The 24432-nt window shown below is 64.0% G+C and carries 18 protein-coding genes and 1 pseudogene; 5 read left to right on the forward strand and 14 right to left on the reverse strand.

The features are described from left to right. Positions 1-78: 78 nt before the first annotated feature. Together recQ and AC1VON_RS02645 are read right to left on the reverse strand one after the other, a co-directional pair. Positions 79-1911 carry a DNA helicase RecQ gene (gene recQ, locus AC1VON_RS02640; protein WP_483120321.1) on the reverse strand — a complete coding sequence of 611 codons (1833 nt, stop codon included), beginning with the start codon at positions 1909-1911 and terminating at the stop codon, positions 79-81. After that, on the reverse strand, positions 1908-3593 hold the full coding sequence (locus AC1VON_RS02645) for a hypothetical protein (protein ID WP_483120322.1): 1686 nt from the start codon (positions 3591-3593) through the stop codon (positions 1908-1910). Before AC1VON_RS02645 ends, recQ begins: the two co-directional genes overlap by 4 nt. A 130-nt stretch (positions 3594-3723) precedes the next feature. Here AC1VON_RS02645 and AC1VON_RS02650 point away from each other — a divergent pair, with 130 nt between their 5' ends. Continuing rightward, positions 3724-5145, forward strand: a complete 1422-nt coding sequence (locus AC1VON_RS02650) for a coniferyl aldehyde dehydrogenase (protein ID WP_483120323.1) — start codon at positions 3724-3726, stop codon at positions 5143-5145. A gap of 717 nt (positions 5146-5862) precedes the next feature. Here the strand turns inward: AC1VON_RS02650 and AC1VON_RS02655 are convergent. Continuing rightward, the gene (locus tag AC1VON_RS02655; protein ID WP_483120324.1) at positions 5863-6561 is read right to left on the reverse strand and encodes a hemerythrin domain-containing protein; all 699 of its coding nucleotides are present in this window, start codon (positions 6559-6561) and stop codon (positions 5863-5865) included. Positions 6562-6740: 179 nt separating this feature from the next. On the opposite strand from AC1VON_RS02655, the gene AC1VON_RS02660 reads away from it, so the two are divergent. Further along, positions 6741-7214, forward strand: coding sequence for a hypothetical protein (locus tag AC1VON_RS02660; RefSeq protein ID WP_483120325.1), 474 nt, complete (start codon positions 6741-6743; stop codon positions 7212-7214). After that, positions 7211-8551 carry a GAF domain-containing protein gene (locus AC1VON_RS02665; protein WP_483120326.1) on the forward strand — a complete coding sequence of 447 codons (1341 nt, stop codon included), beginning with the start codon at positions 7211-7213 and terminating at the stop codon, positions 8549-8551. The genes AC1VON_RS02660 and AC1VON_RS02665 overlap by 4 nt, the downstream gene beginning before the upstream one ends. A gap of 19 nt (positions 8552-8570) precedes the next feature. Here the strand turns inward: AC1VON_RS02665 and AC1VON_RS02670 are convergent, their stop codons facing one another. Both AC1VON_RS02670 and uxaC read right to left on the reverse strand, forming a co-directional pair. Further along, on the reverse strand, positions 8571-8909 hold the full coding sequence (locus tag AC1VON_RS02670; RefSeq protein ID WP_483120327.1) for a cupin domain-containing protein: 339 nt from the start codon (positions 8907-8909) through the stop codon (positions 8571-8573). 27 nt (positions 8910-8936) lie between these two features. After that, a complete protein-coding gene (gene uxaC / locus AC1VON_RS02675; RefSeq protein ID WP_483120328.1) occupies positions 8937-10346 on the reverse strand; it encodes a glucuronate isomerase in 1410 nt (469 codons plus the stop codon). Positions 10347-10500: 154 nt separating this feature from the next. Here uxaC and AC1VON_RS02680 point away from each other — a divergent pair, with 154 nt between their 5' ends. Further along, positions 10501-11994, forward strand: a complete 1494-nt coding sequence (locus AC1VON_RS02680) for a mannitol dehydrogenase family protein (protein ID WP_483120329.1) — start codon at positions 10501-10503, stop codon at positions 11992-11994. A gap of 154 nt (positions 11995-12148) precedes the next feature. Here the strand turns inward: AC1VON_RS02680 and AC1VON_RS02685 are convergent, their stop codons facing one another. From AC1VON_RS02685 to AC1VON_RS02720, 8 genes and pseudogenes are all read right to left on the reverse strand, one after another. After that, positions 12149-12556: a F0F1 ATP synthase subunit epsilon gene (locus AC1VON_RS02685; protein ID WP_483120330.1), complete on the reverse strand. Its 408-nt coding sequence runs from the start codon at positions 12554-12556 to the stop codon at positions 12149-12151. Between the two features lie 92 nt (positions 12557-12648). After that, positions 12649-14244: a F0F1 ATP synthase subunit beta gene (atpD, locus tag AC1VON_RS02690; RefSeq protein ID WP_172348043.1), complete on the reverse strand. Its 1596-nt coding sequence runs from the start codon at positions 14242-14244 to the stop codon at positions 12649-12651. 71 nt (positions 14245-14315) lie between these two features. Then, a complete protein-coding gene (locus AC1VON_RS02695) occupies positions 14316-15200 on the reverse strand; it encodes a F0F1 ATP synthase subunit gamma (RefSeq protein WP_172348042.1) in 885 nt (294 codons plus the stop codon). A 32-nt stretch (positions 15201-15232) separates the two neighbouring features. After that, the gene (gene atpA, locus AC1VON_RS02700; protein WP_019861845.1) at positions 15233-16762 is read right to left on the reverse strand and encodes a F0F1 ATP synthase subunit alpha; all 1530 of its coding nucleotides are present in this window, start codon (positions 16760-16762) and stop codon (positions 15233-15235) included. Then, the gene (locus AC1VON_RS02705) at positions 16762-17322 is read right to left on the reverse strand and encodes a F0F1 ATP synthase subunit delta (RefSeq protein ID WP_483120331.1); all 561 of its coding nucleotides are present in this window, start codon (positions 17320-17322) and stop codon (positions 16762-16764) included. The genes atpA and AC1VON_RS02705 overlap by 1 nt, the downstream gene beginning before the upstream one ends. 246 nt (positions 17323-17568) lie before the next feature. Beyond that, positions 17569-17963: pseudogene (locus AC1VON_RS02710) on the reverse strand (AGROH133_08824 family phage infection protein). 95 nt (positions 17964-18058) lie between these two features. Beyond that, positions 18059-18754 (reverse strand): aspartate/glutamate racemase family protein, encoded by a 696-nt coding sequence (locus AC1VON_RS02715; RefSeq protein WP_483120332.1) that lies wholly within the window; start codon positions 18752-18754, stop codon positions 18059-18061. Between the two features lie 48 nt (positions 18755-18802). Beyond that, positions 18803-20986: a primosomal protein N' gene (locus tag AC1VON_RS02720; RefSeq protein WP_172348038.1), complete on the reverse strand. Its 2184-nt coding sequence runs from the start codon at positions 20984-20986 to the stop codon at positions 18803-18805. 90 nt (positions 20987-21076) lie between these two features. Between AC1VON_RS02720 and fsa the strand changes: the two genes are divergently transcribed. Beyond that, positions 21077-21733: a fructose-6-phosphate aldolase gene (gene fsa, locus AC1VON_RS02725; RefSeq protein ID WP_172348037.1), complete on the forward strand. Its 657-nt coding sequence runs from the start codon at positions 21077-21079 to the stop codon at positions 21731-21733. An 80-nt stretch (positions 21734-21813) separates the two neighbouring features. Here the strand turns inward: fsa and AC1VON_RS02730 are convergent, their stop codons facing one another. Next, positions 21814-24387, reverse strand: a complete 2574-nt coding sequence (locus AC1VON_RS02730) for a DNA translocase FtsK (RefSeq protein WP_483120333.1) — start codon at positions 24385-24387, stop codon at positions 21814-21816. Positions 24388-24432 lie beyond the last annotated feature (45 nt).

Below are 24432 nucleotides of genomic sequence, written 5' to 3' on the forward strand. Positions count from 1 at the left end.
GCCGATCGTCTTCCAGGTTCCGGCGAATGAAATCTGCTCCAGGAATGTAAGCTGCCGGCCGGCGTGCCGCCGGAAGCCTCACGCCCCTGACAGATGCGCCGCGATTGCGTTCAGGAATATCTCGCCGAATTCCTTGAGCTTCGCCCCTCCCACACCGTTCACTTCGGCGAAAGCGTCGAGGTCGCGCGGGCAGCGCTCCGCCATGTCGATCAGCGTGCGATCGGAGAACACCACATAGGCCGGCACCTGGCGCTCCTTGGCCAGCCGCAGCCGCAGGGATTTGAGCATGGCCAGCAGCGAAGCATCGATGCCTTCGGCATTGATGGCCGAACCGTCAGCCGCTCGCATCTTGCGCAAGGCGCGGCCGCGCACCTCGACGCGATAGTGGAACGGGATCTCGCCACGGCCGAGCGCGCGACCTTTCTCGGCGATGGCGAGGCCGCCATGGCCGCTCGGATCCGGCTCCAGGAAGCCGCCGGCGACGAGTTGCCGGATCAGTGACTGCCAGAAATCCTTCTTGTGCGCCACGCCGCCACCGAAGCCGGCCAGCCTCTCATGGCCCCTGGCCAGCACCTTTTCGGTCTCATGGCCGAGCAGGATGTCGATGACATGGGCGGCGCCGAAGCGCTCGCCGCTCTGGGCAACGGCCGCCAGGATGATGCGCGCCTCTGCAGCGCCATCGGCGCGCGGCACCTGGTCGAGGCAGTTGTCGCAATTGCCGCAAGGCTCGGCTTCCTCGCCGAAATAGCCAAGCAGCACCTGGCGCCGGCACTGCGCCGTCTCGCAATAGCCGATCAGCGTATCGAGCCGGCGATGCGCGCGCATCTTGTGCTCGACCGAAGCATCCTCGTCGTCGATGAACAGCCGTCGCATGCGGATGTCGCCAAGGCCGTAAAGCATATGCGCCTCGGCCTTGCGCCCATCACGGCCGGCGCGGCCGATCTCCTGGTAATACGCTTCCAGGCTGCCCGGCATGTCGGTGTGGAAGACATAGGCGACATCCGGCTTGTCGATGCCCATGCCGAAGGCGATGGTCGCCACCATGACGACGCCGGACAGCGTCATGAAAGCGTTCTGATTGGCCTCGCGCGCCTCCTTGCTCATGCCGGCATGATAGGCGAGCGCGGTGACGCCATTCTTCTCGAGGAAGGCTGCCATCTCCTCCGTCTTCTTGCGCGACAGGCAGTAGACGATGCCGCTCTTGCCGGCGTGACGCTCGATGAAACGCAGCAATTGCCGCTTGCTGTCCTGCTTGGATTCGATCGCCAGCTTGATGTTGGGCCGGTCGAAACCCAGCACCAGCGTTTCGACCCGCTCGGCGAACAGCCGCGCCTCGATGTCGCTGCGCGTGCTCTCGTCCGCCGTCGCCGTCACCGCGATGATCGGCACGTTGGGGAAGATGTGCCGCAGCCGCGACAGGTCCTCATACTCGGGCCGGAACGCCGGTCCCCATTGCGAGATGCAATGCGCCTCGTCGATGGCGATCAGGCTGACGTCGAGCCTCGAGAGCGCCTCGAGCATGCGCTCGGTCATCAGCCGCTCCGGCGCCAGATAGAGCAGCCGCGTCTGGCCGGACGCCACGCGGCGCCAGGCCGCGACATTGGCCTCGCGGTCGAGCGAGGAATTGATCGTATCGGCGCCAACGCCCGCCAGCCGCAACGCGGCGACCTGATCCTGCATCAGCGCCACCAGCGGCGAAATGACGAGGGTGAGCCCACCCATGACCAGCGCCGGTACCTGGTAGCAAAGCGACTTGCCGGCACCTGTCGGCATGACGGCCAGCACATGGCGCCCGCCGAGCAGCGCGTCCATGACATCGGCCTGGCCGGGGCGGAAATCGTCGAAGCCGAACACGTCCTTCAGCACGCGCCGCTTGCGATCCTCGGCCAGGATGCCGGTTGCCTGGGTCATTCAGCCAATTCCGTCGTCAATATGCCGGCCGAATTGTCATAGCCGAACTCCCGGCAGAAGCTGTCCACGCGCTCGAGAAACGACGGCGGCAGACCGCCCAGATAGGTCCTGAACGCTTTATTGCGCTCCCATTTTCTCAGCGAGGTGGACCTGATGGGATTGTTTGCATCGCGGCTGAAGAGCGTGGCCGGCGCCAGGCCGAAGGATCGGCCAATCCTCGCCTGCACGATGTCCGGTTCGGCGATCAGGTCCTCATAGCGCAAATAGGAGATGACTCTCTCCGGCTGGGCCTGTCGCAGCCGTATCAAACCATCATACTCCGCCTCCCAACGCTCCATGGTCACATGAAAAGGCCGCAGATCGACGGTCTCCGGATGAGAGCTGGTCAGCACGTCGAAAGGATGCCGCACGCAATAGATCAGGCCGACCGAAGCGGGCAAATTCTCGAGATCCCTATAGCTCACGAAAGTGCGTTTTACGACCAGGTTGGCTTGATAGCGATCCAGTTCGATCAGTGTCTGGTACGGCGCTTCGCTGGTATGGACATAGATATCCTCGAAACAGCCCATCAGATTGAGGCTGAGCGTGGTGCCGCTGCGCGCGCATCCGGCGATGAAAATTCTATTTCGGGATCTCATTGCCGAAGGCAGCATTGGAGCCTTCTGTCGAAGGCGCCAGAAAAACCGCCTTGCGCGGCGGCGTAACGCCGCTATCGGCTTGCGGGGCGCCGCGGCTGGCTCCTCGGAAAAGCCAAGCTCGGCCAGGGCGATTCCGCTTTCTCCGGCGACCGCATAGAACAGCCAGGTCTGATTATCCTGCTCAAAAATGGCCGGATCGCGTAGCGCGTTTTCCCTGCCTTGGGCCAGACCGATCCGACTGGGGCGGATCGGCAAGTCGGCCCCTTCGAACTCCGTCAACGGCCGCAACACTTCGCTGTCGCCTCGCACGGTCCAGTCCCGCCAATCCTCGGCGAGATCGATTGTGCCGTAAAGGATCCGTTCCGGCGCGTCGCCCCGACGCGTGTAATAGACCCGCAGCCAGCGGCCGGATTTCTGGAGCGCGACATGCCGTGGGGCGAGGTCGTGCCGCATGGCAGGCAGCACGACCGGACCGCGTTGGAAATCCGAAATGCCGTCTCTCGATCGGTAGGCGGTGATCGCTCCCGTTCCAAGCAAACCGTACCACCAGCCATCGTGGCGGAACATGCGCGCGTAGAACGGCCCGAGCGGCTCGGAAAGCGGAGTGAAACGAAGCCCGTCGACGGATGTCGCGGCGAAGGTGATCTGGCCTTCACCGGATTTTGCCGGGCCGTGAAAATACATCACGAAATGGCGAAGCTTCTGGTCGATGTGAACGTCGGGCGAGGCGATATGCCCGACGATGAATGGACATTGATCGAGAGACAGCACACCGCCGGGGTGGATGCGCCAGGGCCCGTGCAGCGAAGCGGAGTAGGCGAGGCGGATATAGGTCCCCGTGTGGTCGGCGAAGTAGAGATAGTAGGCACCAAGCCGACCGGGCACCCAGTCAGGCATGCTGACCAGCGACGGCCCGTTGATGTTGGCCCCGTCATCGCCGGGCAGCATGTCCGGCGTAATGACGGGTCCGTGTCGCATGGCGGTGACACGAATTTGCGGAATCATGCGCCACGCGCCCTTGTCGGAGATTTCAGCTTGCCGCATTCGATACAACGGCATGGATGCAAACGGAAGGTCAAACAGCCATGTGAGCCTCGCCTGTCCTCGCGGCATGCTCCTGGCTGGATTCAGGCTGGCCCTGATGTAAGCTGGGCAGGAGCAAGGAGCGCGCGCGATGCTGCAGGTGAGACAGGACGTTCTCGGCGAGCGGTTCCGCTTGCAGCGCGCCGCCTTCGAGAAACAGCCCTTTCCGGACCTGAGCGTGCGAAAAGACCGCCTGAAGCGTCTGCTGGCGCTGACCGAGCGGCACGAAGCCGACATTTGCGCCGCGATCAACGCTGATTTCGGCAGCCGCTCGACTCACGAGACCCGCCTCGCCGAATTGTTCGTCGTGCGCGCCGGCATCCGTCACGCGCTGTCTCACTTGAAAGGCTGGATGCGGGAGCGTCGCGTGGCCACCACCTTGCCGTTCCTGCCGGGCAAAAACCGCCTCGTGCCGCAGCCGCTCGGTGTCGTCGGCATCGTCTCGCCATGGAACTATCCCTTCCAGCTCGCCGTCGCGCCGGTCACGGCAGCGCTTGCCGCCGGCAATCGCGTGCTGGTCAAGCCGTCCGAACTGACGCCGGCTTTCTCGGAGTTGCTGGCCGGACTAGCCGCCGCGCATTTTTCGCCCGACGAGTTGAGCGTCATCACCGGCGATGCCGAGATGGGCAAGGCCTTCGTGTCGATGCCGTTCGATCATCTGCTGTTCACCGGCTCGACCGCGGTCGGCCGCCAGGTCGCGATCGCCGCTGCCGCCAACCTGACCCCGGTGACGCTCGAGCTCGGTGGCAAGTCGCCGGCGATCTTCGATCCCTCCTGCGATCTCGATGCGGCGACGGCCAGCATTGCCTACGGCAAGCTGCTCAATGCCGGTCAGACCTGCATCGCGCCGGATTACCTGCTGGTGCCCAGGGGGCAGGCAGACACGGTCACGGCCAAGCTCGCAGCCGCGGTAGCGCGGCTCTACCCCACGCTGCGCGACAACCCCGACTACACCGCCATCATCAGCGACCGCCATTTTCAGCGCCTGCGCGCCATGATCGCGGAAGCCCGCGATGCGGGCGCCGAGATCGTCGAAATCAACCCCGCCGGCGAAGACCTTGGCGCCACGAGCCGGAAGCTGCTGCCGACCCTGGTCCGCAATGCAGGCCCGGATCTGCGGCTGATGCGCGAGGAGATTTTCGGCCCGGTGCTGCCGATCATCGAATACGCCACCGTCGACGAGGCGATCAGCCATGTGAACCAGGCCGATCGGCCGCTGGCGCTCTACTGGTTCGGCAACGACAGTGCCAACCGCCAGCGCATCCTGCGCGAGACCGTCGCAGGCGGCGTCACCGTCAACGACTGCATGCTGCATCTGGTGCAGGAGAACCAGCCCTTCGGCGGCGTCGGCGCCAGCGGCATGGGCGCCTATCACGGCGAATGGGGATTCCGCACCTTCAGCAAGGAGAAACCGGTCTTCCTGCAGTCGCGCCTGAGCGCCGGCGCCCTGCTGCGCCCGCCCTATGGCAAGACGTTCGAGCGGCTTTTCGGCCTGCTCAGGCATATCACCTGACCAGGTCGCCGCCTCAATGCCGGATGGCGGGGCGAAAGGCGGCGATACCAGCCAATACGGCCCCTGGTATTACGTTTGACGCATATTCCCTCTGGATTCAGCCGGGATTTTGCTGTCTTTCTGCAAAGTCGTTTCCGAAACTTCTCCCCTCCTCCCGAAATCACACCTGACGGACTCGCCTGGTCAATATCTCCGACACGCCGATCGAGGCTATCCACGCATCGCTTGCTCGCCACCAGCCGTCGCGACCACCCGGCGCCGGCGCATTAAGTTTATATTCACTATGATCCGGCAGGTTTCCAATCCTGCGGTGATGTCTTGAGTACCGCGGCGCCACTGGCGCCCAGGCAACAAACCCGCGCCTTGTCTAAGGCGCGGGCTCCCTGTCGAGGAGCCGGTTGGCCGGCCACGCCAGGCTGCCGCCCACCAATATAACCTTCCATCATCGGCTGTCGGGCCGCGCGTGGATCAGAGATCCTCCTCCGGCAGCAAAACACCTGATATCCGCCGACGGCCGACCGGCTGCCTGGGCACGGCCAAGCTTTGCCGGACAATGCGCGGCGCATGCGCCGCACCCTTCACGGCGGGCAGCAGCCCGGCCAGTTGAAATCGTGCAGCCCAAGGCTGCCGCATGGCGGTTGTGCATGGTTCTGATTCCCTGTCGAATTCGTTACGCTCGAACGCGAACTGCCTCCGAGAGTGTCTCTGGTGCGAATTTCAGGCAGCGAGCCCAAGTCTGCTGGAGAGGTCGCAAAAATCCTCAGGCGACAGATGTGGCCGCGCCGCGAATTCGATGACGGCGGCGAACGCGTCGGCAGGCGCCGAGACCTTCATGCCTCCCAGAAGCGCGGCACGCTCGCCGCGGCTCATGGCGGGAATCATCAGGCGCATGAAGGCGAGGTTCTTTTCCGGCGTGAGCGACCCGATGATCGCCATTTCGATGCCTTGCAGTTCGGCATCCGTGAAGTTCGCCCAAAGTTGCGGCGCGGTTACCGTCTCCTCCTCATGCATGTGTTCGAGATCGTGTCCGACAAAGACCGTGAAAGCGATGTAGAGCCGGCGACCAAGGCTGGCTCGGGCATCAAGGGGTGCCTCCTCGATCGCCCGGATCATGTCCTCGAGTTCGGCAAATGCCAGCCGGTGATCGTCGTGCTGGTGCTCGAGGCGATCGGTCGAAGCCTGCACGCGCGCTTCGAGTGGCAGGTGGATATACCTGTCCTCATGGGCAAGATGGCTGGCCCCAAGCATGAGGATCGTACGAAGGTCGGCCAGCAATGGAGCAGTCGCCGCGGCATCGTCGAAATCCGCGCCGCCCAGGCGCGCAAGCAATTCGCATTGGGCCTTGCGAAGACCCTTGTGAATCAGGCCATAAAGATCATAGCGGCCATTGAGATCTGGTATTCTTGCATGTGTCATTGAAGGTCTCCCGTCTGTACGGCGTCCCGATTGTCAAGATGACTGATCGCGCCGGCTTCGCGAGGCCTTCTATTCAAGGGCGGAAGAACATGCTTCCTAAATGCTTCCTAAGCGAGCATTCCTGTTCCTAAAACTTTCCTATCCGATTAGACTGTTTGCACGTAGGCAATGGGGCGGCCTTGATCAGCAAGGAAATAGACGACCTGCTCGCAGGTCCGGTGATGATTCTCGTATCCACACGCAATGCCGCGTTTCGTCCAGCCATCGGCCGCGGCACCGGCGCTGTGCATGTCGCGAGCCTCGGATGTATCGACGTGCTCGTATCGCGGGCGCAATGGCCCGAAGTTGTCGAGAACGCGGACTTGGGTGCACCGGTGGCAGTCACGATGGTACGCCCGCACGACTATCGCGCCTTCCAGATCAAGGGCAGCATCCTGGCGGTGTCACCGGCCGACGATGCCGACAGGGCGAGAGCGCAAAACTACATTTCCGAGATGCTGGTGGTGATGGATGCGCTTGGCGTGACCCGGCATCAACTCTCTCATACCCTCGTCGACGGTGATCTGCTTCGCATCCGTTTTCAGCCTACCGATGTCTTTTCGCAGTCACCCGGACCCGGAGCGGGCGAGAGGCTACGGACAAACCCGCCATGATCTCCCTCAGCGACATCCGCGACAGTTTTGAAGGTGTGATCCCGTCGGTGATCGCGACCAGCGATGGCAATGGCATACCCAACATCTCGTATCTGTCTCACGTCTATTACGTCGATGAGAGCCATGTAGCGCTTTCGAACCAGTTCTTTTCCAAGACGGCCGCCAATGTCCGCGCCAGCGGCGTCGCCACGCTGATGGTTGTCGATGGACGAAGCGGCGTCCATCACATACTCGATCTGGAATTCCTGCATGCGCTCGATCATGGCGAGCTGTTCGAACGCATAAAATCGCATCTTTCAGTGATGAGTGCGCAACAGGGAATGGCGGAGATCATGAAACTGCGCAGCGCCGACCTGTATTTCGTGCGCGATTGCCGCGCGGTGGTCGGCGCCGTCCCGCTTGAACATCGCAATTCCGCCTCCGTGACAACGAACCACCTGCCCAAGGCTGCGGTTCTTGCCGCCGCCATCGGCTCGGAAGCCGATGCCGATGTGATGCTGGACAAGGCCCTGGCCGGACTTGAGTGCAGCTTCGACTATCGGCATGCGATGGTTCTGGTGCCTGACGAGACCGCTCAGCGGCTAAGCACTCTGGCGAGTCGCGGATATAGCAGCCTTGGTGTCGGCGCGGAGATCGCGTTTGGTGAAGGCGTGATCGGTATCGCGGCCGCTACGCGCCAGCCGGTTCGTATCTGTGACCTGCGGCGTTCCCAACGATATGCCTCAGCCATACTTTCGGCGTCTGACCGCACACGCCATATCCCGCTTCCCGGACTAGCCGGTCCGCGCAGCCAGATGGCGGTGCCAATGCTTGCCCAGGGAAGATTGCGAGGCGTGCTGTTTGTCGAGTCCGAGGCCAGTTTCGCGTTCGGCCATCAGGATCAGGACGCCCTGATGCTGGTTGCGAGCCAATTGGCCGCAGGCTTGCGGCTTGCCGAACTGGAAGGTGGCCACCAGGCCAATGCCTTCGCGAAGTCGGCACAAGGCGGACATGCCCCGGATCAAGTCGGAGCACCCTCGTTCAAGATAAGATACTTCGCTTTCGACGACAGTGTATTTATCGACGACGACTATCTGATCAAAGGCGTCCCCGGGCGGCTCCTGATCCACCTTGTCCGCACCTTCCTCGCCACGGGACGCCGCGATTTCTCCAATCGCGAGATCAGGCGGGACGCAACGCTGCGGCTGCCTGATATCAAGGACAATCTTGAAACCAGGCTCATCCTTCTGCGTCGGCGCCTTGACGAGAAAAGCGCGCCGATCCGGCTGCTGCGGCCCGAACGTGGGCATATCAGGCTGGACCTTGCCGGCGTGCCGCAGCTGGAAGCCGAACCGTGATCCTTCCCGGTTAGCGCCCTCAGGCGAGGAAATCAGCCCTGCACGGCGCAAAACTGTCGACCAGCCGCCCCGCTTCAAGCGCCTTGACGCCATGCACCAGGCCGGACGGCACGATGAAGCTGCCACCGGCCTCAAGGATCTCCGTCAGCCCGTCGACAGTCACCTCGAAGCGGCCCTCGGCGACATAGCTTGACTGGACATGCGGATGCGAATGCAGCGCACCGATACCCCCCTTGTCGAAGCCGAACTCCACCAGCATCAATTCATCGGTGGAGAGGAGAACGCGCCGCCTGTTGCCGTCGGGCGTCGGCGTCCAGGGGGCCTCACCGGCAGGGGCGAATATCTTCGTCATCGTCATCTCCTTGCCGCGAATGGCCGGCCAACATCAGAGCCGATAGGCTTTCTTGGCAAGCGTATAGGCCAATTCCCCGGCCAGTTCATGCGCCTCGTCCTCACGCAGCCGGTGCTCGGCGACGAGGCGCGCCAGGAATGCGCAGTCGACCCGTCGCGCCACATCGTGACGGGCCGGGATCGAGGGGAAGGCGCGGGTGTCATCGTTGAAGCCGACAGTGTTGTAGAAGCCCGCCGTCTCCGTGGTCATCTCGCGAAACCTGCGCATGCCTTCCGGACTGTCATGGAACCACCAGGCCGGACCGAGCCTAAGCGCCGGGTAGACGCCAGCGAGCGGCGCCAGCTCGCGCGCATAGCTGCTTTCGTCGAGCGTGAAGAGAATGACGGTCAGGTCGCGCTCCAGCCCGACGCAGTCGAGAAGCGGCTTCAGCGCCGTCACGTAGTCCGTCCGTGTCGGGATGTCGAAGCCCTTGTCGCGGCCGAATCTCTGGAAAACGGAAGCCGAATGGTTGCGCTGGGAGCCAGGATGGATCTGCAACACCAGCCCGTCCTCCCTGCTCATCTTGGCCATCTCGGTCAGCATCTGGGCGCGAAACAGCTTTCGCTCACGCTCGTCATCCGAGCCGCGGCGAATGCGGTTGAACAGCTCCTCGGCCGCCGCATCGGATAGGTTGGCGGTCTCGGCTGTCGGATGGCCGTGGTCGGACGAGGTCGCGCCGAAGCCTTTGAAGAAGGCGCGCCGCTGGCGATGCGCGTCGAGATATCCGGCCCAACTGCCGGTGTCGCAGCCGGTGATCTCGCCCAGCCGGTCGAGATTGGCCGCAAACCCTTCGAAGTCGGGATCGACAACCGCGTCCGGCCGGTAGGTGGTGACGACACGGCCCTCCCAGCCGCTGTCGCGGATCATCTGGTGCCATTTGAGGTCGTCGAGCGCGCCTTCCGTCGTGGCGATCACCTCGATGTTGAAGCGCTCGAACAGAGCGCGCGGACGGAAATTCTCCCACTGCAACACCGTCGCGATCGTGTCGTAGTGGCGGTCGGCGGTCTCGGCGCTCAGCGGCTCTTCGATGCCGAACAGATGCGCCAGCACATGGTCGAACCACAGCCGGGTCGGCGTGCCCCGGAACAGGTAATAGTGCTCGGCAAAGCGCCGCCAGATCGTCCTGCCGTCGGTCTCGACCGGGGCGCCGTCCAGGGTCGCCACGCCCAGATCCTCCAGCCGCACGCCCTGGCTGAACAGCATGCGGAAGATGTAGTGGTCGGGCACGATGAGCAATTGTGCCGGATCCGGGAACGGCTCGTTCAGCGCATACCAGCGCGGATCGGTGTGGCCGTGAGGGCTGACGATGGGCAGGTTCTTGACGCCGGCATAAAGGTCGCGGGCAAGCGAGCGCGAATGCGCTTCAGGCGGAAAAAGCAGATCCGGATCGATCAGCGCGACCATGGGAAAGCAGCTCCTTCCAGTTGGGTATCGGTACGTTCGGGCCAACGCGATGTCAATGTGCCCCGCCAAAGCGGCATCCTTGCGGCAGGCGGACGTAGGTGTTACGCCGCCTGTCATCCGCCGCGTCCCCAAAGCCCTCAGCCCCGGTATCGTGATGACCAGAAGCCACCTGTCCAACGCAACGCTGCAACGGCTGCCCGCGGCCGCCGAAATCCCCGCCTATGACCGCAGCCGCGTTGCTCCCGGCATCGTGCATCTCGGCGTTGGTGCCTTCCACCGAGCCCATCAGGCCGCCTATGTCGACGACTGCCTGGCGGCGGGCGAGACAGACTGGGGCATCATCGGCGTCTCCTTGCGCAGCGCCGACACGCGCGACGCACTGGCGCCGCAGGACGGGCTCTACACGCTGGCGATCCGCAGCAGCGGCGAGGAGGAGCTGCGCGTCATCGGCTCGCTTCAGTCGATGCTTGTGGCGCCCGAAGATCCGGCCGCGGTGCTGGCCGCGCTGATCGATCCGCGCACCCGCATCGTCACGCTCACCATCACCGAAAAGGCCTATCTCAGGGCCGCGGGCGGCGGGCTGGACGCCGCTCACCCCGACATCGCCCACGATCTGGCAAATCCGCGAACGCCGAAGACGGCCCACGGTTTCCTCGCCGAGGCGCTTGCTCAACGACTGGCAGCCGGCTTGCTGCCCTTCACCGTGCTCTGCTGCGACAACCTGCCTGCCAATGGCGCTACCTTGCATCGGCTGCTGACCGAATTCGCCGCGCTGCGCGATGCCAAGCTTGCCGCAGCGGACGATACCGGTCTCTTGGACCATATCGCAAACCAGGTCGCTTTTCCGTCGAGCATGGTCGACCGGATCGTGCCGGCAACAACCGACGCCGACCGGGCACGCGTCGCTGGCGAACTCGGTGTCGACGATGCCTGGCCCGTGATGACCGAGCCTTTCCGCCAATGGGTGATCGAGGACAATTTTCCGACGGGCCGGCCGGCCTGGGAAAAATTTGGCGTCACCATGGTCGGCGATGTCGGCCCCTTTGAGGACATGAAGCTCAGGCTCCTCAACGGCGCGCATTCAGGCATCGCCTATCTCGGCCTGCTCAGCGGCCACGCCACGGTCGACCGGGCCTTTGCCGATCCGGCGATCCGGCAATTTGTCGACGGGCTCTGGGCCGAAGCCATCCCGACATTGCCGGAGGATGCCGGGCTCGATACATCAACCTACACAGCCGAGCTTGCCGAGCGTTTTTCCAACACCGCGCTCGCCCACCGCACGGCTCAGATCGCCAATGACGGCAGCCAGAAACTGCCACAACGCATCATCGCCTCCGCCATCGAGTGCCTCGAAGCCGGTACCGAGTTCGTGCATCTCACGCTGGTGGTGGCGGCCTGGATTGCGGCCTGTGCCGCGCGCGGAAAGACCTTGCCCGAAAACCATTTCACCGATCCGCTCGACGCGGCACTTACGGCGCTTTTGAACCAGCAGCTGCCGGCGAACGAAACCGTGACAGCGGTGTTCGACCTGGCCGGCTTTGCCGGGGATCACGCCGAGCGCCAGACGCTGATCGAGCTCGTTGCCGTGCATCTCGTGCATCTGCGAAGGGATGGCCCGACACTGGCCTTCGCTGCCTTGGGCATTTAAACAAAAAAGCGAGGCAAGGCCCCGCTTTTCATCAAGTCATCCAGAGCAATTCCAGGAAAAGTGTGAGCGGTTTTCCGTCAGGAATTGCGTCGAAGCAAAGAGTTAGGGCGGTTCGCCGTTTCCATGAAACGGTGAAACGCTCGAAGGCCGAATTTCAGGCCGGGATAAGCGCGCCTTCCAGCGTGGTGAGCTGGCTGAGGAACTGCTCCGCCTTGCTGCGCGCCTGATCGTCCTTGGCGTCGGTGGCATCTTCCTTGGCCTCCTGGATGCGGCGGGCGAGATCGGCCCGGTCGACATCCTTCACCGCGACCGCCGATTCCGCCAGCAGCGTGCAGCCGGCCGGAACAATGTCAGCGAAACCGCCAAACACGACATAGCGCTCTTCGCCGCCCGAAGCGGTCTTCACCGTGACGACACCCGGCTTGATCGTGGTCATGACCGGCGCGTGATGCGCCATCACGGTCATCTCGCCTTCGGCGCCCGGAATAACGACGGATTCGACCTCGGCGGAAACCAGCAGGCGCTCCGGCGAGACCAGTTCGAATTTGAAAGCTTCAGCCATGATCATTTTAGCGAGCAGGGAATAGTGAGTAGCGAGTAGGGAAGAAACTCGCTCGGCTCACCTTGCCCTATTCGCTACTCCCTATTCGCTTTTTACGCTGCTTCAGCCGCCAGGCGCTGTGCCTTCTCGACCGCTTCCTCGATGCCGCCAACCATGTAGAAGGCTGCTTCCGGCAGGTGATCGTAGTCGCCGTTGCAGAGGCCCTTGAAGCCCTTGATGGTGTCCGCGAGGTCGACCAGCTTGCCTGGCGCGCCGGTGAACACTTCGGCGACGAAGAACGGCTGCGACAGGAAACGCTCGATCTTGCGGGCGCGGGCCACCGTCTGCTTGTCCTCTTCCGACAGCTCATCCATGCCCAGGATGGCGATGATGTCCTGCAGCGACTTGTAGCGCTGGAGGATCGACTGCACCTGGCGGGCGACGGCATAGTGCTCTTCGCCGACGACCATCGGGTCGAGCATGCGCGAGGTCGAATCCAGCGGATCGACCGCCGGATAGATACCCTTTTCGGCGATGGCGCGGTTCAGCGTCGTCGTCGCGTCAAGGTGGGCGAACGAGGTCGCCGGCGCCGGGTCGGTCAAGTCGTCGGCGGGCACGTAGATGGCCTGCACCGAGGTGATCGAGCCCTTGGTGGTGGTGGTGATGCGTTCCTGCAGCGCACCCATGTCGGTGGCGAGCGTCGGCTGATAGCCCACGGCCGACGGGATACGGCCGAGCAGAGCCGACACTTCCGAACCCGCCTGCGTGAAGCGGAAGATGTTGTCGACGAAGAACAGCACGTCCTGACCCTGGTCGCGGAAATATTCGGCGACCGTCAGGCCGGTCAGGCCGACGCGGGCGCGCGCGCCCGGCGGCTCGTTCATCTGGCCGTACACCAGGGCCGCCTTGGAGCCTTCGCCGCCGCCCTTCTTGTTGACGCCGGATTCGATGAACTCGTGATAGAGATCGTTGCCCTCGCGGGTGCGCTCGCCGACGCCGGCGAACACCGAATAGCCGCCATGGGCCTTGGCGATGTTGTTGATCAGTTCCTGGATCAGCACGGTCTTGCCGACGCCGGCGCCGCCGAACAGGCCGATCTTGCCGCCCTTGGCGTAGGGCGCGAGGAGGTCGAGCACCTTGATGCCGGTGATCAGGATCTGCGCTTCCGTCGACTGCTCGACATAGGTCGGAGCCGGCTGATGGATGGAGCGCATTTCGATTGCGTCGACCGGGCCCTCTTCGTCGACCGGCTCGCCGATGACGTTGATGATGCGGCCGAGCATGCCCGGACCGACCGGCACGGTGATTGGCGCGCCGGTGTCACGCACTTCCTGGCCGCGCACCAGACCCTCGGTGGAGTCCATGGCGATGCAGCGCACGGTGTTTTCACCCAGATGCTGGGCAACTTCGAGCACCAGACGATTGCCGACATTGGTCGTCTCAAGCGCGTTCAGGATCGCCGGCAGGTGATCGCCGAACTGCACGTCGACGACGGCGCCGATGACCTGGCGGACCTTGCCGACAACACCGGTTGCCTTGGCAACCGCTGCCGATGTCTTGGCCGCGGCGGCCTTGGCCGGCGCTGCCGCCGTCTTTGCCGGAGCTGCCTTCGCGGTGGCTGCCGGAGCCTTGGCCGCCTTCGCGGGGGCTGCGGTCTTCGCGGCGGCGGCCTTGGGGGCTGCCGTCTTGGGGGTCGCTGCTTTCGCCATCGTCTTTACCCTTTTTCGTCCTTTGTTTCTCACGCGGTCCGGTGGCGGGCCAGATGGCCCACGGACCGCGCCTAGAGCGCCTCGGCGCCCGAAATGATTTCGATCAGTTCCTTGGTGATCTGCGCCTGCCGCTGGCGGTTGTAGGTGATCGACAGCTTGTTGATCATCTCGCCGGCGTTGCGCGTCGCATTGTCCATGGCGCTCATCTTGGCACCCATTTCGCCGGCCGCGTTTTCAAGCAGCGCGCGGAAAATCTGCACGGAGATGTTGCGCGGGATGAGGTCGGACAGGATTTCGCCCGGCTCCGGCTCATACTCATAGACGGCGCTGCCGCCATCCACCGCCTCGGCGGGTGCCGAAGCGACGCCGGCCGGAATGATCTGCTGCGCGGTCGGGACCTGGCTGATCACCGACTTGAACTGCGAATAAAACAGCGTGCAGATGTCGAAGCCACCCTCGTTGAAGAGGTGGATGACCTTCTTGGCGATCGCGTCGGCATTGACGAAGCCGAGCGTCTTGACTTCGCGCAGATCGACGCGGTCGAGGATCATCGATGCATAGTCGCGGCGCAGGATGTCGAAGCCCTTCTTGCCGACGCAGATGATCTTGACCTGCTTGCCGTCGGCCAGAAGCCGGCGGATGTGGTCGCGGGCCAGACGCGCGATCTGCGAGTTGAAGCCGCCGCACAGGCCGCGCTCGGCCGTGCAGACGACCAGCAGGTGCACGTCGTCCTTGCCGGTGCCGGTCATCAGCGCCGGGGCATCGCCACCGCCGCCGATCGCCTGGGTGATGTTGGCCAGTACGGAACCCATGCGCTCCGAATAGGGGCGCGCCGCTTCCGCGGCCTCTTGCGCACGGCGCAGCTTCGCCGCGGCGACCATCTGCATCGCCTTGGTGATCTTCTGCGTCGCCTTGACCGAGGCGATACGGTTACGAAGGTCTTTTAATGAAGGCATGCTTCAAACCTGATCCCGTCTTGTCGCTTCGCTCAGGCGAAGGTCTTGGCGAAAGCGTCGATCTCTGCCTTCAGCTTGGCGCGCAGATCGTCCGACAGCGCCTTTTCCTTGCGGATGGCGTCGAGAACGTCCTTGCCCGCCGCACGCATGTGGCTGAGCAGGCCATGCTCGAACTTGCCGACCTGGTTGACCGGCAGCTTGTCGAGATAGCCGTTGACACCGGCGAAGATCACCGCGACCTGCTCTTCCGTCTTCAGCGGCGAGAACTGCGGCTGCTTCAGGAGTTCGGTCAGGCGCGATCCGCGGTTGAGCAGGCGCTGCGTGGCGGCGTCGAGATCCGAGCCGAACTGCGCGAAGGCCGCCATTTCGCGGTACTGCGCCAGCTCGCCCTTGATCGAGCCCGCAACCTGCTTCATCGCCTTGATCTGCGCCGAGGATCCGACGCGCGACACCGACAGGCCGACGTTGACCGCCGGACGGATGCCCTGGAAGAACAGGTTGGTTTCGAGGAAGATCTGGCCGTCGGTGATCGAGATCACGTTGGTCGGGATATAGGCCGACACGTCGTTGGCCTGCGTTTCGATGACCGGCAGGGCCGTCAGCGAACCATTGCCCAGATCGTCATTGAGCTTGGCGGCGCGCTCGAGCAGGCGCGAGTGCAGGTAGAAGACGTCGCCCGGATAGGCTTCGCGGCCCGGCGGGCGGCGCAAGAGCAGCGACATCTGGCGATAGGCGACGGCCTGCTTCGACAGATCGTCGTAGCTGATCAGCGCGTGCATGCCGTTGTCGCGGAAATATTCGCCCATGGTGCAGCCGGCGAACGGCGCCAGGAACTGCATCGGCGCCGGATCGGAAGCGGTGGCGGCGACGATGATCGAATATTCGAGCGCGCCGCGCTCTTCCAGCACCTTGACGAACTGCGCGACGGTCGAGCGCTTCTGGCCGACGGCGACGTAGACGCAGTACAGCTTTTCTTTCTCGGGGCCGTTGTCGTGCACCGACTTCTGGTTGAGCATCGTGTCGAGGATGATGGCGGTCTTGCCGGTCTGACGGTCACCGATGACCAGCTCGCGCTGGCCGCGACCGACCGGGATCAGCGCATCGATGGCCTTGAGGCCGGTCGACATAGGCTCATGCACCGACTTGCGCGGAATGATGCCGGGCGCCTTGACGTCGACGCGCTTGCGTTCGGTCGCCTTGATCGGGCCCTTGCCGTCGATCGGGTTGCCGAGCGCGTCGACGACGCGGCCGAGCAGGCCCGGACCGACCGGAACGTCGACGATGGCGCCGGTGCGCTTGACGGTGTCGCCTTCCTTGATGTCACGGTCGGCGCCGAAGATGACGACGCCGACATTGTCGGCTTCGAGGTTGAGCGCCATGCCGCGGATACCGCCGGGGAATTCGACCATTTCGCCGGCCTGGACGTTGTCGAGGCCGTAGACGCGGGCGATACCGTCACCGACGGACAGCACCTGTCCGACTTCGGAGACTTCAGCCTCCTTGCCGAAATTCTTGATCTGGTCTTTCAGAATTGCGGAAATTTCCGCGGCGCGGATGTCCATCAGCCGACCTCTTTCAGTGCAAGCTTGAGCGAATTGAGTTTGGTTTTGAGCGACGTATCGATCTGGCGCGAGCCCATCTTGACCACCAGCCCGCCAAGCAGCGACGGATCGACGGTGACGGAGATGGCCACGTCCTTGCCGGCAACGCTCTTCAGCGCCGCCTTGAGTTCTGTCTGCTGGGCGGCGGTCAACTCATGAGCCGACGTCACTTCAGCAGCGGTTTCGCCACGGTGTTCGGCCGCTATCTGGCGGAACGCCTTGATCATGCCGGGCACGGCGAACAAGCGGCGGTTCCGTGCGACGACGCGCAGGAAATTGCCGGTGAGACCGGTGATCTTGGCCTTGTCGGCGATCGCCGCGATGGCCTTGGCCTGATCCTCGCTGGAGAACACCGGGCTGTTGATCAACCGGGTCAGGTCGGCGCTCCCCGCGAGCAGCGCCTCGAAACTGCTGAGGTCGGCCTCGACCTTGGCCACGGAATTTGCCTGCAGGGCGAGTTCGAACAGCGAACCCGCGTAGCGTTCTGCGACACCTGAGATTGGCGATGACGATTGAGCCACGGACCGTCTTTTCTCTTGTCTGACAGGCCGCAGATTGTTGGCGCGAGCAAAAACTCTGGCTAAATCTTTGACCTTACTGCATTTTTTCGAGCACGGAGGCGCGGCTTCCGCTATCCCCGGCCGAAAGTCGATTGCCGTCTAGCACAGGCATTTTAAGACCGCAATGCGTCGTTCCGCATGCTTTTCAGGCACTATTGTCGCATCCGGCGAAAGACTCGGGTCTCGCGCGCCGGAATACCCTTGGATTCAGGGCACAAAGCCGAAGGCAAAGGCAAGCGGCAACGCCGCCAGGACCAATTCCACCACAATGGAAACCCAATTGAAAGGTGTGTTGGCGCCGTCGGACATCATCGACAGCAGCCGGCCGAAAGCGGTGAACAGCCAGGAGAAGCCGAGCGCCATGTAAATCAGCGGCTGCGCCAGGAGGATACAGCACAGGCCGACGCCAAGATAAAAGCCCGACATCCTGCCGCGTCCCTCGGCGATCGCCGCAGCCTTTTCGGGCTTGGCCTGCAGGCGCAGGATGCGAAAGGCCAGGCTAGGGGCCAGGAAAACAGAAGGCCGAGCAGCACGGTGAAGACGGCACTCGACCAGGCCAGCCATTCGCCCTGGCTCGTCGGCCATGGAAGCGCAAAATCCATTTTGTCCCCTCGAAATGCCTGTTTTGAAATTGCGGGCATTCTACCGGAGGAAAACCGCCGCGCCAGATGGCTCCGGGCACTTTAGGACAAGCGTATCAACCGAGAGCGAATTCCACGGCCGCCTCGGCATGGATGCGCGTCGTGTCGAAGACCGGAATGTCGAAATCGCGCTGGCCGATCAGCATGGTGATCTCGGTGCAGCCCATGATCAGGCTGTCGGCGGCCTCTTCACGGCGCAGACGCTCGGCTTCTTCTATGTATGCAGTCTTCGAAGCGTCGCTGACAATGCCCTGGCAGAGCTCGTCATAGATGACGCGATGCACCATGTCGCGCCCCGCGGCATCGGGCACCACGGGTGACAGGCCGTATTTGTCGGCGAGCCTGCCCTTGTAGAAATCCTGCTCCATGGTGAACCGCGTCGCCAACAATGCCGGGCGCTTCATGCCTGCGCGCTTGATCGCCGCCGCGGTGGCATCGGCGATGTGGATCAGCGGAATGGATACGGACGCCTGCACCTGGTCAGCCAGCTTGTGCATGGTGTTGGTACACAAAAGCAGGCCTTCCGCGCCGCCCGCCTCGAGCTTGCGCGCGGCTTCGACCAGAAGCATGCCGGCGCCATCCCAATCGCCATGATGCTGCCGCTCGGCGATCTCGGCGAAGTCGAACGACCAGAGCAGCAGTTTCGCCGAATGCAGCCCGCCAAGCCGCTCGCGCACGATCTCGTTGAGCAGCCGATAGTAGATGGCGGTCGATTCCCAGCTCATGCCGCCCAGAAGGCCAAGGGTTTTCATGTGATTTTCCGTTTCTCGCTGGACTCAGCCTATCGCTGGAAGCGTCACTCACAAAAAGCTCTGCGGATCGATGTCGACCTGCACCCGGACCGAACCGCGCTGTTTCGGCCCATTGGCCAGCATGGCGCGGATAAACCCTTGCATGTCGGCGCGCCGTTCGCCCTGGATCAGCAGGCGGAAGCGGTGACGGCCGCCGAGCAAGGACAGTGGCGCCTCGGCAGGGCCGAGCACGAACAGGTCCGACGCCTCGGGCGCGGCGCGGCGCAGCCCGCGTGCATGGCCCTCGGCTTCCGCACGCGTCACCGCGCTGACGATGACGCCGGCCAGCCGGCCGAAGGGCGGCAAGGCCGCCCGCTCGCGCTCGGCGATCTCGCGCTCGTAAAAAGCCTCGGCGTCGCCAGAGACGATCGCCCGCATCACCGGATGGTCCGGCTGGAAGGTCTGCAGCAGACCGAGGCTTTTCTTGCCGGTGCGTCCGGCGCGACCCGTCACCTGGCTGAGCAGCTGGAAGGTGCGCTCGGCGGCGCGCGGATCGCCATTGGCGAGACCGAGATCGGCGTCGACGACGCCGACCAGCGTCATGTTGGGAAAGTTGTGGCCCTTGGCAACGAGCTGCGTGCCGATGACGATGTCGGCCTCGCCATCGGCGATCGCCTCAAGCTCCAGCCGCAACCGCCGCACGCCGCCCATCAGGTCCGATGACAAGACGATTGTCCGCGCGTCGGGAAAATGCGTGACGACCTCCTCGGCGATGCGCTCGACGCCCGGTCCGCAGGCGACCAGATGGTCAAGCGTGCCGCATTCCGGGCAGGCCTCGGGGCGGCGCTCATTGTGCCCGCAATGATGGCAGACCAGTTGGCCGCGAAAACGATGCTCGACCAGCCACGCCGAGCAAACCGGGCAGCCGAAGCGGTGGCCGCACACCCGGCACAGTGTCAGCGGCGCATAGCCGCGCCGGTTGAGGAACAAGAGCGACTGCTCCTTCCTTTCCAGCGTCCGGCGCATATGGTCGATCAGCACCGGTGACAGAAAGCCGCCGCGCGCCGGTGGCGCGCGCCGCATGTCGATCGACTTCAGCTGCGGCAGCGCCGCTTCGGCGAAGCGGGCGGAGAGGACGGCCCTGTTGTATTTGCCCTGGCTCGCATTGACCCGGCTCTCGACCGATGGCGTCGCCGACGCCAGCACGACCGGAAAGCCGCCAATATGGCCTCGCACCACGGCCATGTCGCGGGCGTTGTAGAAGACGCGGTCTTCCTGCTTGTAGGCCGGGTCATGCTCCTCGTCGACGACGATCAGGCCTAGTTCCTTGAACGGCAGGAACAAAGCCGACCGCGCGCCGGCAACGACGCGCACCGTGCCCTCAGCCACCTGCCGCCAGACCTTTTCGCGCATTCTTGGCGGCAGGTCCGAATGCCATTCGCCCGGCTTGGCGCCAAAGCGCTGCTGGAAACGTTCAAGAAAAGCGTGGGTCAGCGCGATTTCCGGCAAAAGGATCAGCACCTGCTTGCCCTGGTCGAGCGCTGCCGCCACCGCCTCGAAATAAACCTCCGTCTTGCCCGAACCGGTGACGCCGTCGAGCAGCGCGACATTGAAGGCGCCGGCCGCGACATTGGCGCGCAGCATCGATGCTGCGTCGCTCTGGTCCGGCATCAGCTCCGGCACGGCATAGCTTGGGTCGGGAGCGGCCACCACGGGGCGCGGCGGGATCATCACCGTCTCGAACACGCCTTGCGCCTTCAGCCCCTCGATCACCGTCGACGACACGCCGGCCGCATGTGCCAGGCCGGATCGCGTCCAGGCGAGCCCGCCTTCGGCCGTCTCCAGCACGCGCGCCCGCGCATCCGTCATCCGGTCGGGAACGAGGAGCGTTCGCTGCAGTCCCTCGATCCAGGGTTCGGGGTCAAAGGCCTCCGGCGCGCGAAGCAACATGCGCGCCACCATGCCCGGCGCCGACAGCGTGTATTGCGCCACCCAGTCGACGAAACGGCGCATGGCGCGGTCGATCGGCGGGCAGTCGAAAACCTGTTCGATCGGGCGCAGTTTTTTCGCGTCGATGTTCTCGACCACGCCGTCCCAGACGATGCCGGCAACCTGGCGCGGTCCGAGCGGCACGCGCACGATCGACCCCGGCACCACGCGCATGCCGGCCGGCACGGCATAGGTGTAAGGGCGTTCGGCAGGCATCGGCACCAGCACCGGTGCGGCTGCGACAAAGGGCGAATCTTCGATCATGAGGCGTGACCTTGCCCCGACTTTGGTCTAGATCAAAGAGCAACGCTGAACGTGCCTTCCCAAGCACGACGAAATCGCCAGGAGACCGCCATGAAATTTTTCGTCGACACCGCCGACATCAAGGATATCCGTGAGCTGAACGATCTGGGGCTGCTCGACGGCGTCACCACCAACCCGTCGCTCATTCTCAAATCCGGCGGCAAGATCGCCGACGTCACCAAGCAGATCTGCGACATCGTCGAGGGTCCGGTTTCTGCCGAAGTGGTGGCGACCGAATACAAGGACATGATGGCGGAGGCCGAGGTCCTGGCCAAGATCGCGCCCAATGTCTGCATCAAGGTGCCGCTGACGCTGGACGGCCTGAAGGCCTGCAAGACGATCCGCACTCAGATGAACCGCATGGTCAACGTCACGCTGTGCTTCTCGGCCAACCAGGCGCTGCTCGCCGCCAAGGCCGGCGCCTCGTTCATCTCGCCCTTCGTCGGCCGCATCGACGACACCGGCTCGGACGGCATGGAGCTGATCCAGGAGATCCGGCAGATCTATGACAATTACGATTTCCAGACCGAGATCCTGACCGCATCGGTGCGCACGGTAAACCACGTCAAGCAGGCGGCCCTGATCGGCGCAGACGTTGTCACCGCGCCGCCGGCGACGCTGAAGGCGCTGGTCAACCATCCGCTGACCGACAAGGGCCTCGCTACCTTCCTCGCCGACTGGGCCAAGACCGGCCAGAAGATCGGCTGAGATCGCACTGCTTCCATGAGAAAGGCCGGGCAACCGGCCTTTCTTATTTTCGGGAGAAGAGCATCGCCGAAGGCCGCCGATCAATCCGTGCCGTCGTCGTCAGGCGCGGCCACCGGCGTGCGCCGCCCCATGGTGATCTCGCGCTTGCCGACGTGGTTCGGCGCGCCGACCAATCCTTCTTTCTCCATGCGTTCGACCAGTGAAGCGGCGCGGTTGTAACCGATGCCGAGCCGGCGCTGGATGTAGGACGTCGAACACTTCTTGTCGCGCAACACCACCTTGACCGCTTCGTCATAGCTGGAATCGCCGTCCTCGGCGGCGACCGATCCCTTGTCGAAGACCGCGCCCTGGTCGTCTTCGACCTCTTCCTCGTCCTCGTCGGCGGTCACGGTTTCCAGATATTCCGGGCGGCCCTGGGCCTTCAGGTGCGCCACGACATGCTCCACCTCCGCGTCGGACACAAAGGGACCGTGCACACGGGCGATGCGTCCGCCACCCATCATGTGCAGCATGTCGCCCTGGCCAAGCAGCTGTTCGGCGCCCTGCTCGCCCAGGATGGTGCGGCTGTCGATCTTTGACGTGACCTGGAAGGAGATACGGGTCGGGAAATTGGCCTTGATCGTGCCGGTGATGACATCGACAGACGGGCGTTGCGTCGCCATGATCAGGTGGATGCCGGCCGCGCGCGCCATCTGCGCCAGGCGCTGGATGGCGCCTTCGATCTCCTTGCCGGCGACCATCATCAGGTCGGCCATCTCGTCGACGATGACGACGATGTAGGGCATCGGCGCAAGGTCGATTTCCTGCTGCTCGAAGAGCGGCGCGCCGGTGCCCTTTTCGAAGCCGGCCTGCACCGTCATGACGACCGCCTCGCCCTTATCGCGGGCCTGGGCGGCGCGCTCATTGTAGCCGTCGATGTTGCGCACGCCGAGCCGCGCCATCTTGCGATAGCGGTCCTCCATCTCGCGCACCGCCCATTTGAGCGCGGTGACCGCCTTCTTGGGATCGGTGACGACGGGCGTCAGCAGATGCGGGATGCCGTCATAGACGGAAAGTTCGAGCATCTTGGGATCGACCATGATCAGCCTGCATTCTTCCGGCTTCAGCCGGTAGAGCAGCGACAGGATCATGGTGTTGATGGCGACCGACTTGCCCGAGCCGGTGGTGCCGGCAACGAGCAGATGCGGCATCTTCGCCAGTTCGGCGATGACGGGCTCGCCGCCGATTGTCTTGCCGAGGCAAAGCGCCAGCTTGCAGCTGGTCTTGCGGAAACCCTGCGATTCGATCAGCTCGCGGAAATAGACCGTCTCGCGCGTCTCGTTCGGCAACTCGATGCCGATGACGTTGCGGCCGGGCACGACGGCGACGCGCGCCGAAATCGCCGACATGGAGCGGGCAATGTCGTCGGCAAGACCGATGACGCGGGACGATTTGACGCCCGGCGCCGGCTCGAACTCATAGAGCGTCACGACCGGACCCGGGCGAACGTGGATGATCTCGCCCTTGACGCCGAAATCCTCAAGCACGCTTTCCAGGAGATCGGCATTCTGCTCAAGCCGCTCCTGCGACATGTAGAAGCCCTGCCCTTCCGGCGGCTGCTGCAGCAGCTCTTCGGAGGGAAGTTCGTATGCCTCGCCTGTCGTGGCCGGCACGATCTTGCCGACCCTGGGCAGCGGCGCGGATGCGCGCATGGCCGGAGCCTGCACTGTCTCATCCGCGCTTTGCGCGACCTGGACCTGAACGGCGTTGCTCGTCGCGGCGACGGGAACCGCGACCGCTGTCCGGGCATCCTGCGGCGCGTTGCTCGCGGCGTCGTTCGAGTTGGCCGGACGGACATCCGGCAGGGCGGATGGGGCTTGCAGGACTGGAAGGCACTCGATGACCCGAAACAACGCTGTCGGGTCGGCCGTGGGCGTGGCACGGATATCTACCCGTGGTGGCACGACCGGTGCGGCCGGCCGCGGAGCCGAGACCGCCCGTGGCGCCGGCAACGGGCTCTCGATCATGTAGGGCGCCATGAGCTCGAAGAAGACGTGATCCGACAGATAGGGCCAGCGTGCATTTCCGCGGCCTTGTGTTCTGACCGGTGACGCAACCTCGCCAGCAGACGCTGCCGGCGTGGATGCACGTGCCGTTGCCGCCGTCCTGGAGCCCGCCGGCGCAACAGTCCGCGCCTTGTCGCCGGCATGCCTTGGCTGGGCGGATACCGGGGCAGGGGCAGGCTGCCTTTCATGCGCCACCGCCCTGTTGCCTGCAAGAGGCCGAGCGGCTTCCAGGGCGGGGTTTCTCAGTGGCGATGGCGAGGACGAGCCGGCTTGGAGTGCCGCGGCCGGATGGGCGATTGCCTGCTGGGTTGGCTGCGTCAGTGGTTCACTTTCCTCGACAGCAACCTGCTCGCGCCGCGTATTGTTTGTGCTGGCGTCATAGTCCGGCGTGCGCGTGAACCGCACATTGGGCGCCAGGAAGAAATAGTCCTGCCAGGCGGGGCTTTCGTTGCCACCAAGATGAACGGGCGGCGGCGAATTGCCGGCCTTGGCTGCGTCGGGCCGCTGGCTATCCGCCCTGTCGCTCCTGCCGCTGAAACGCTCTACCCCGGGGTCATCGGGCGAGGTTGCCTTCAATGAATTGACCCGGGGAAAACGCTTGGATTCCATTCTCAAGACTCACTCTGAAACGTCTGCTGAGCAATAGGGAGCGAG

This window comes from Mesorhizobium sp. HAY1-8B, assembly GCF_056868045.1.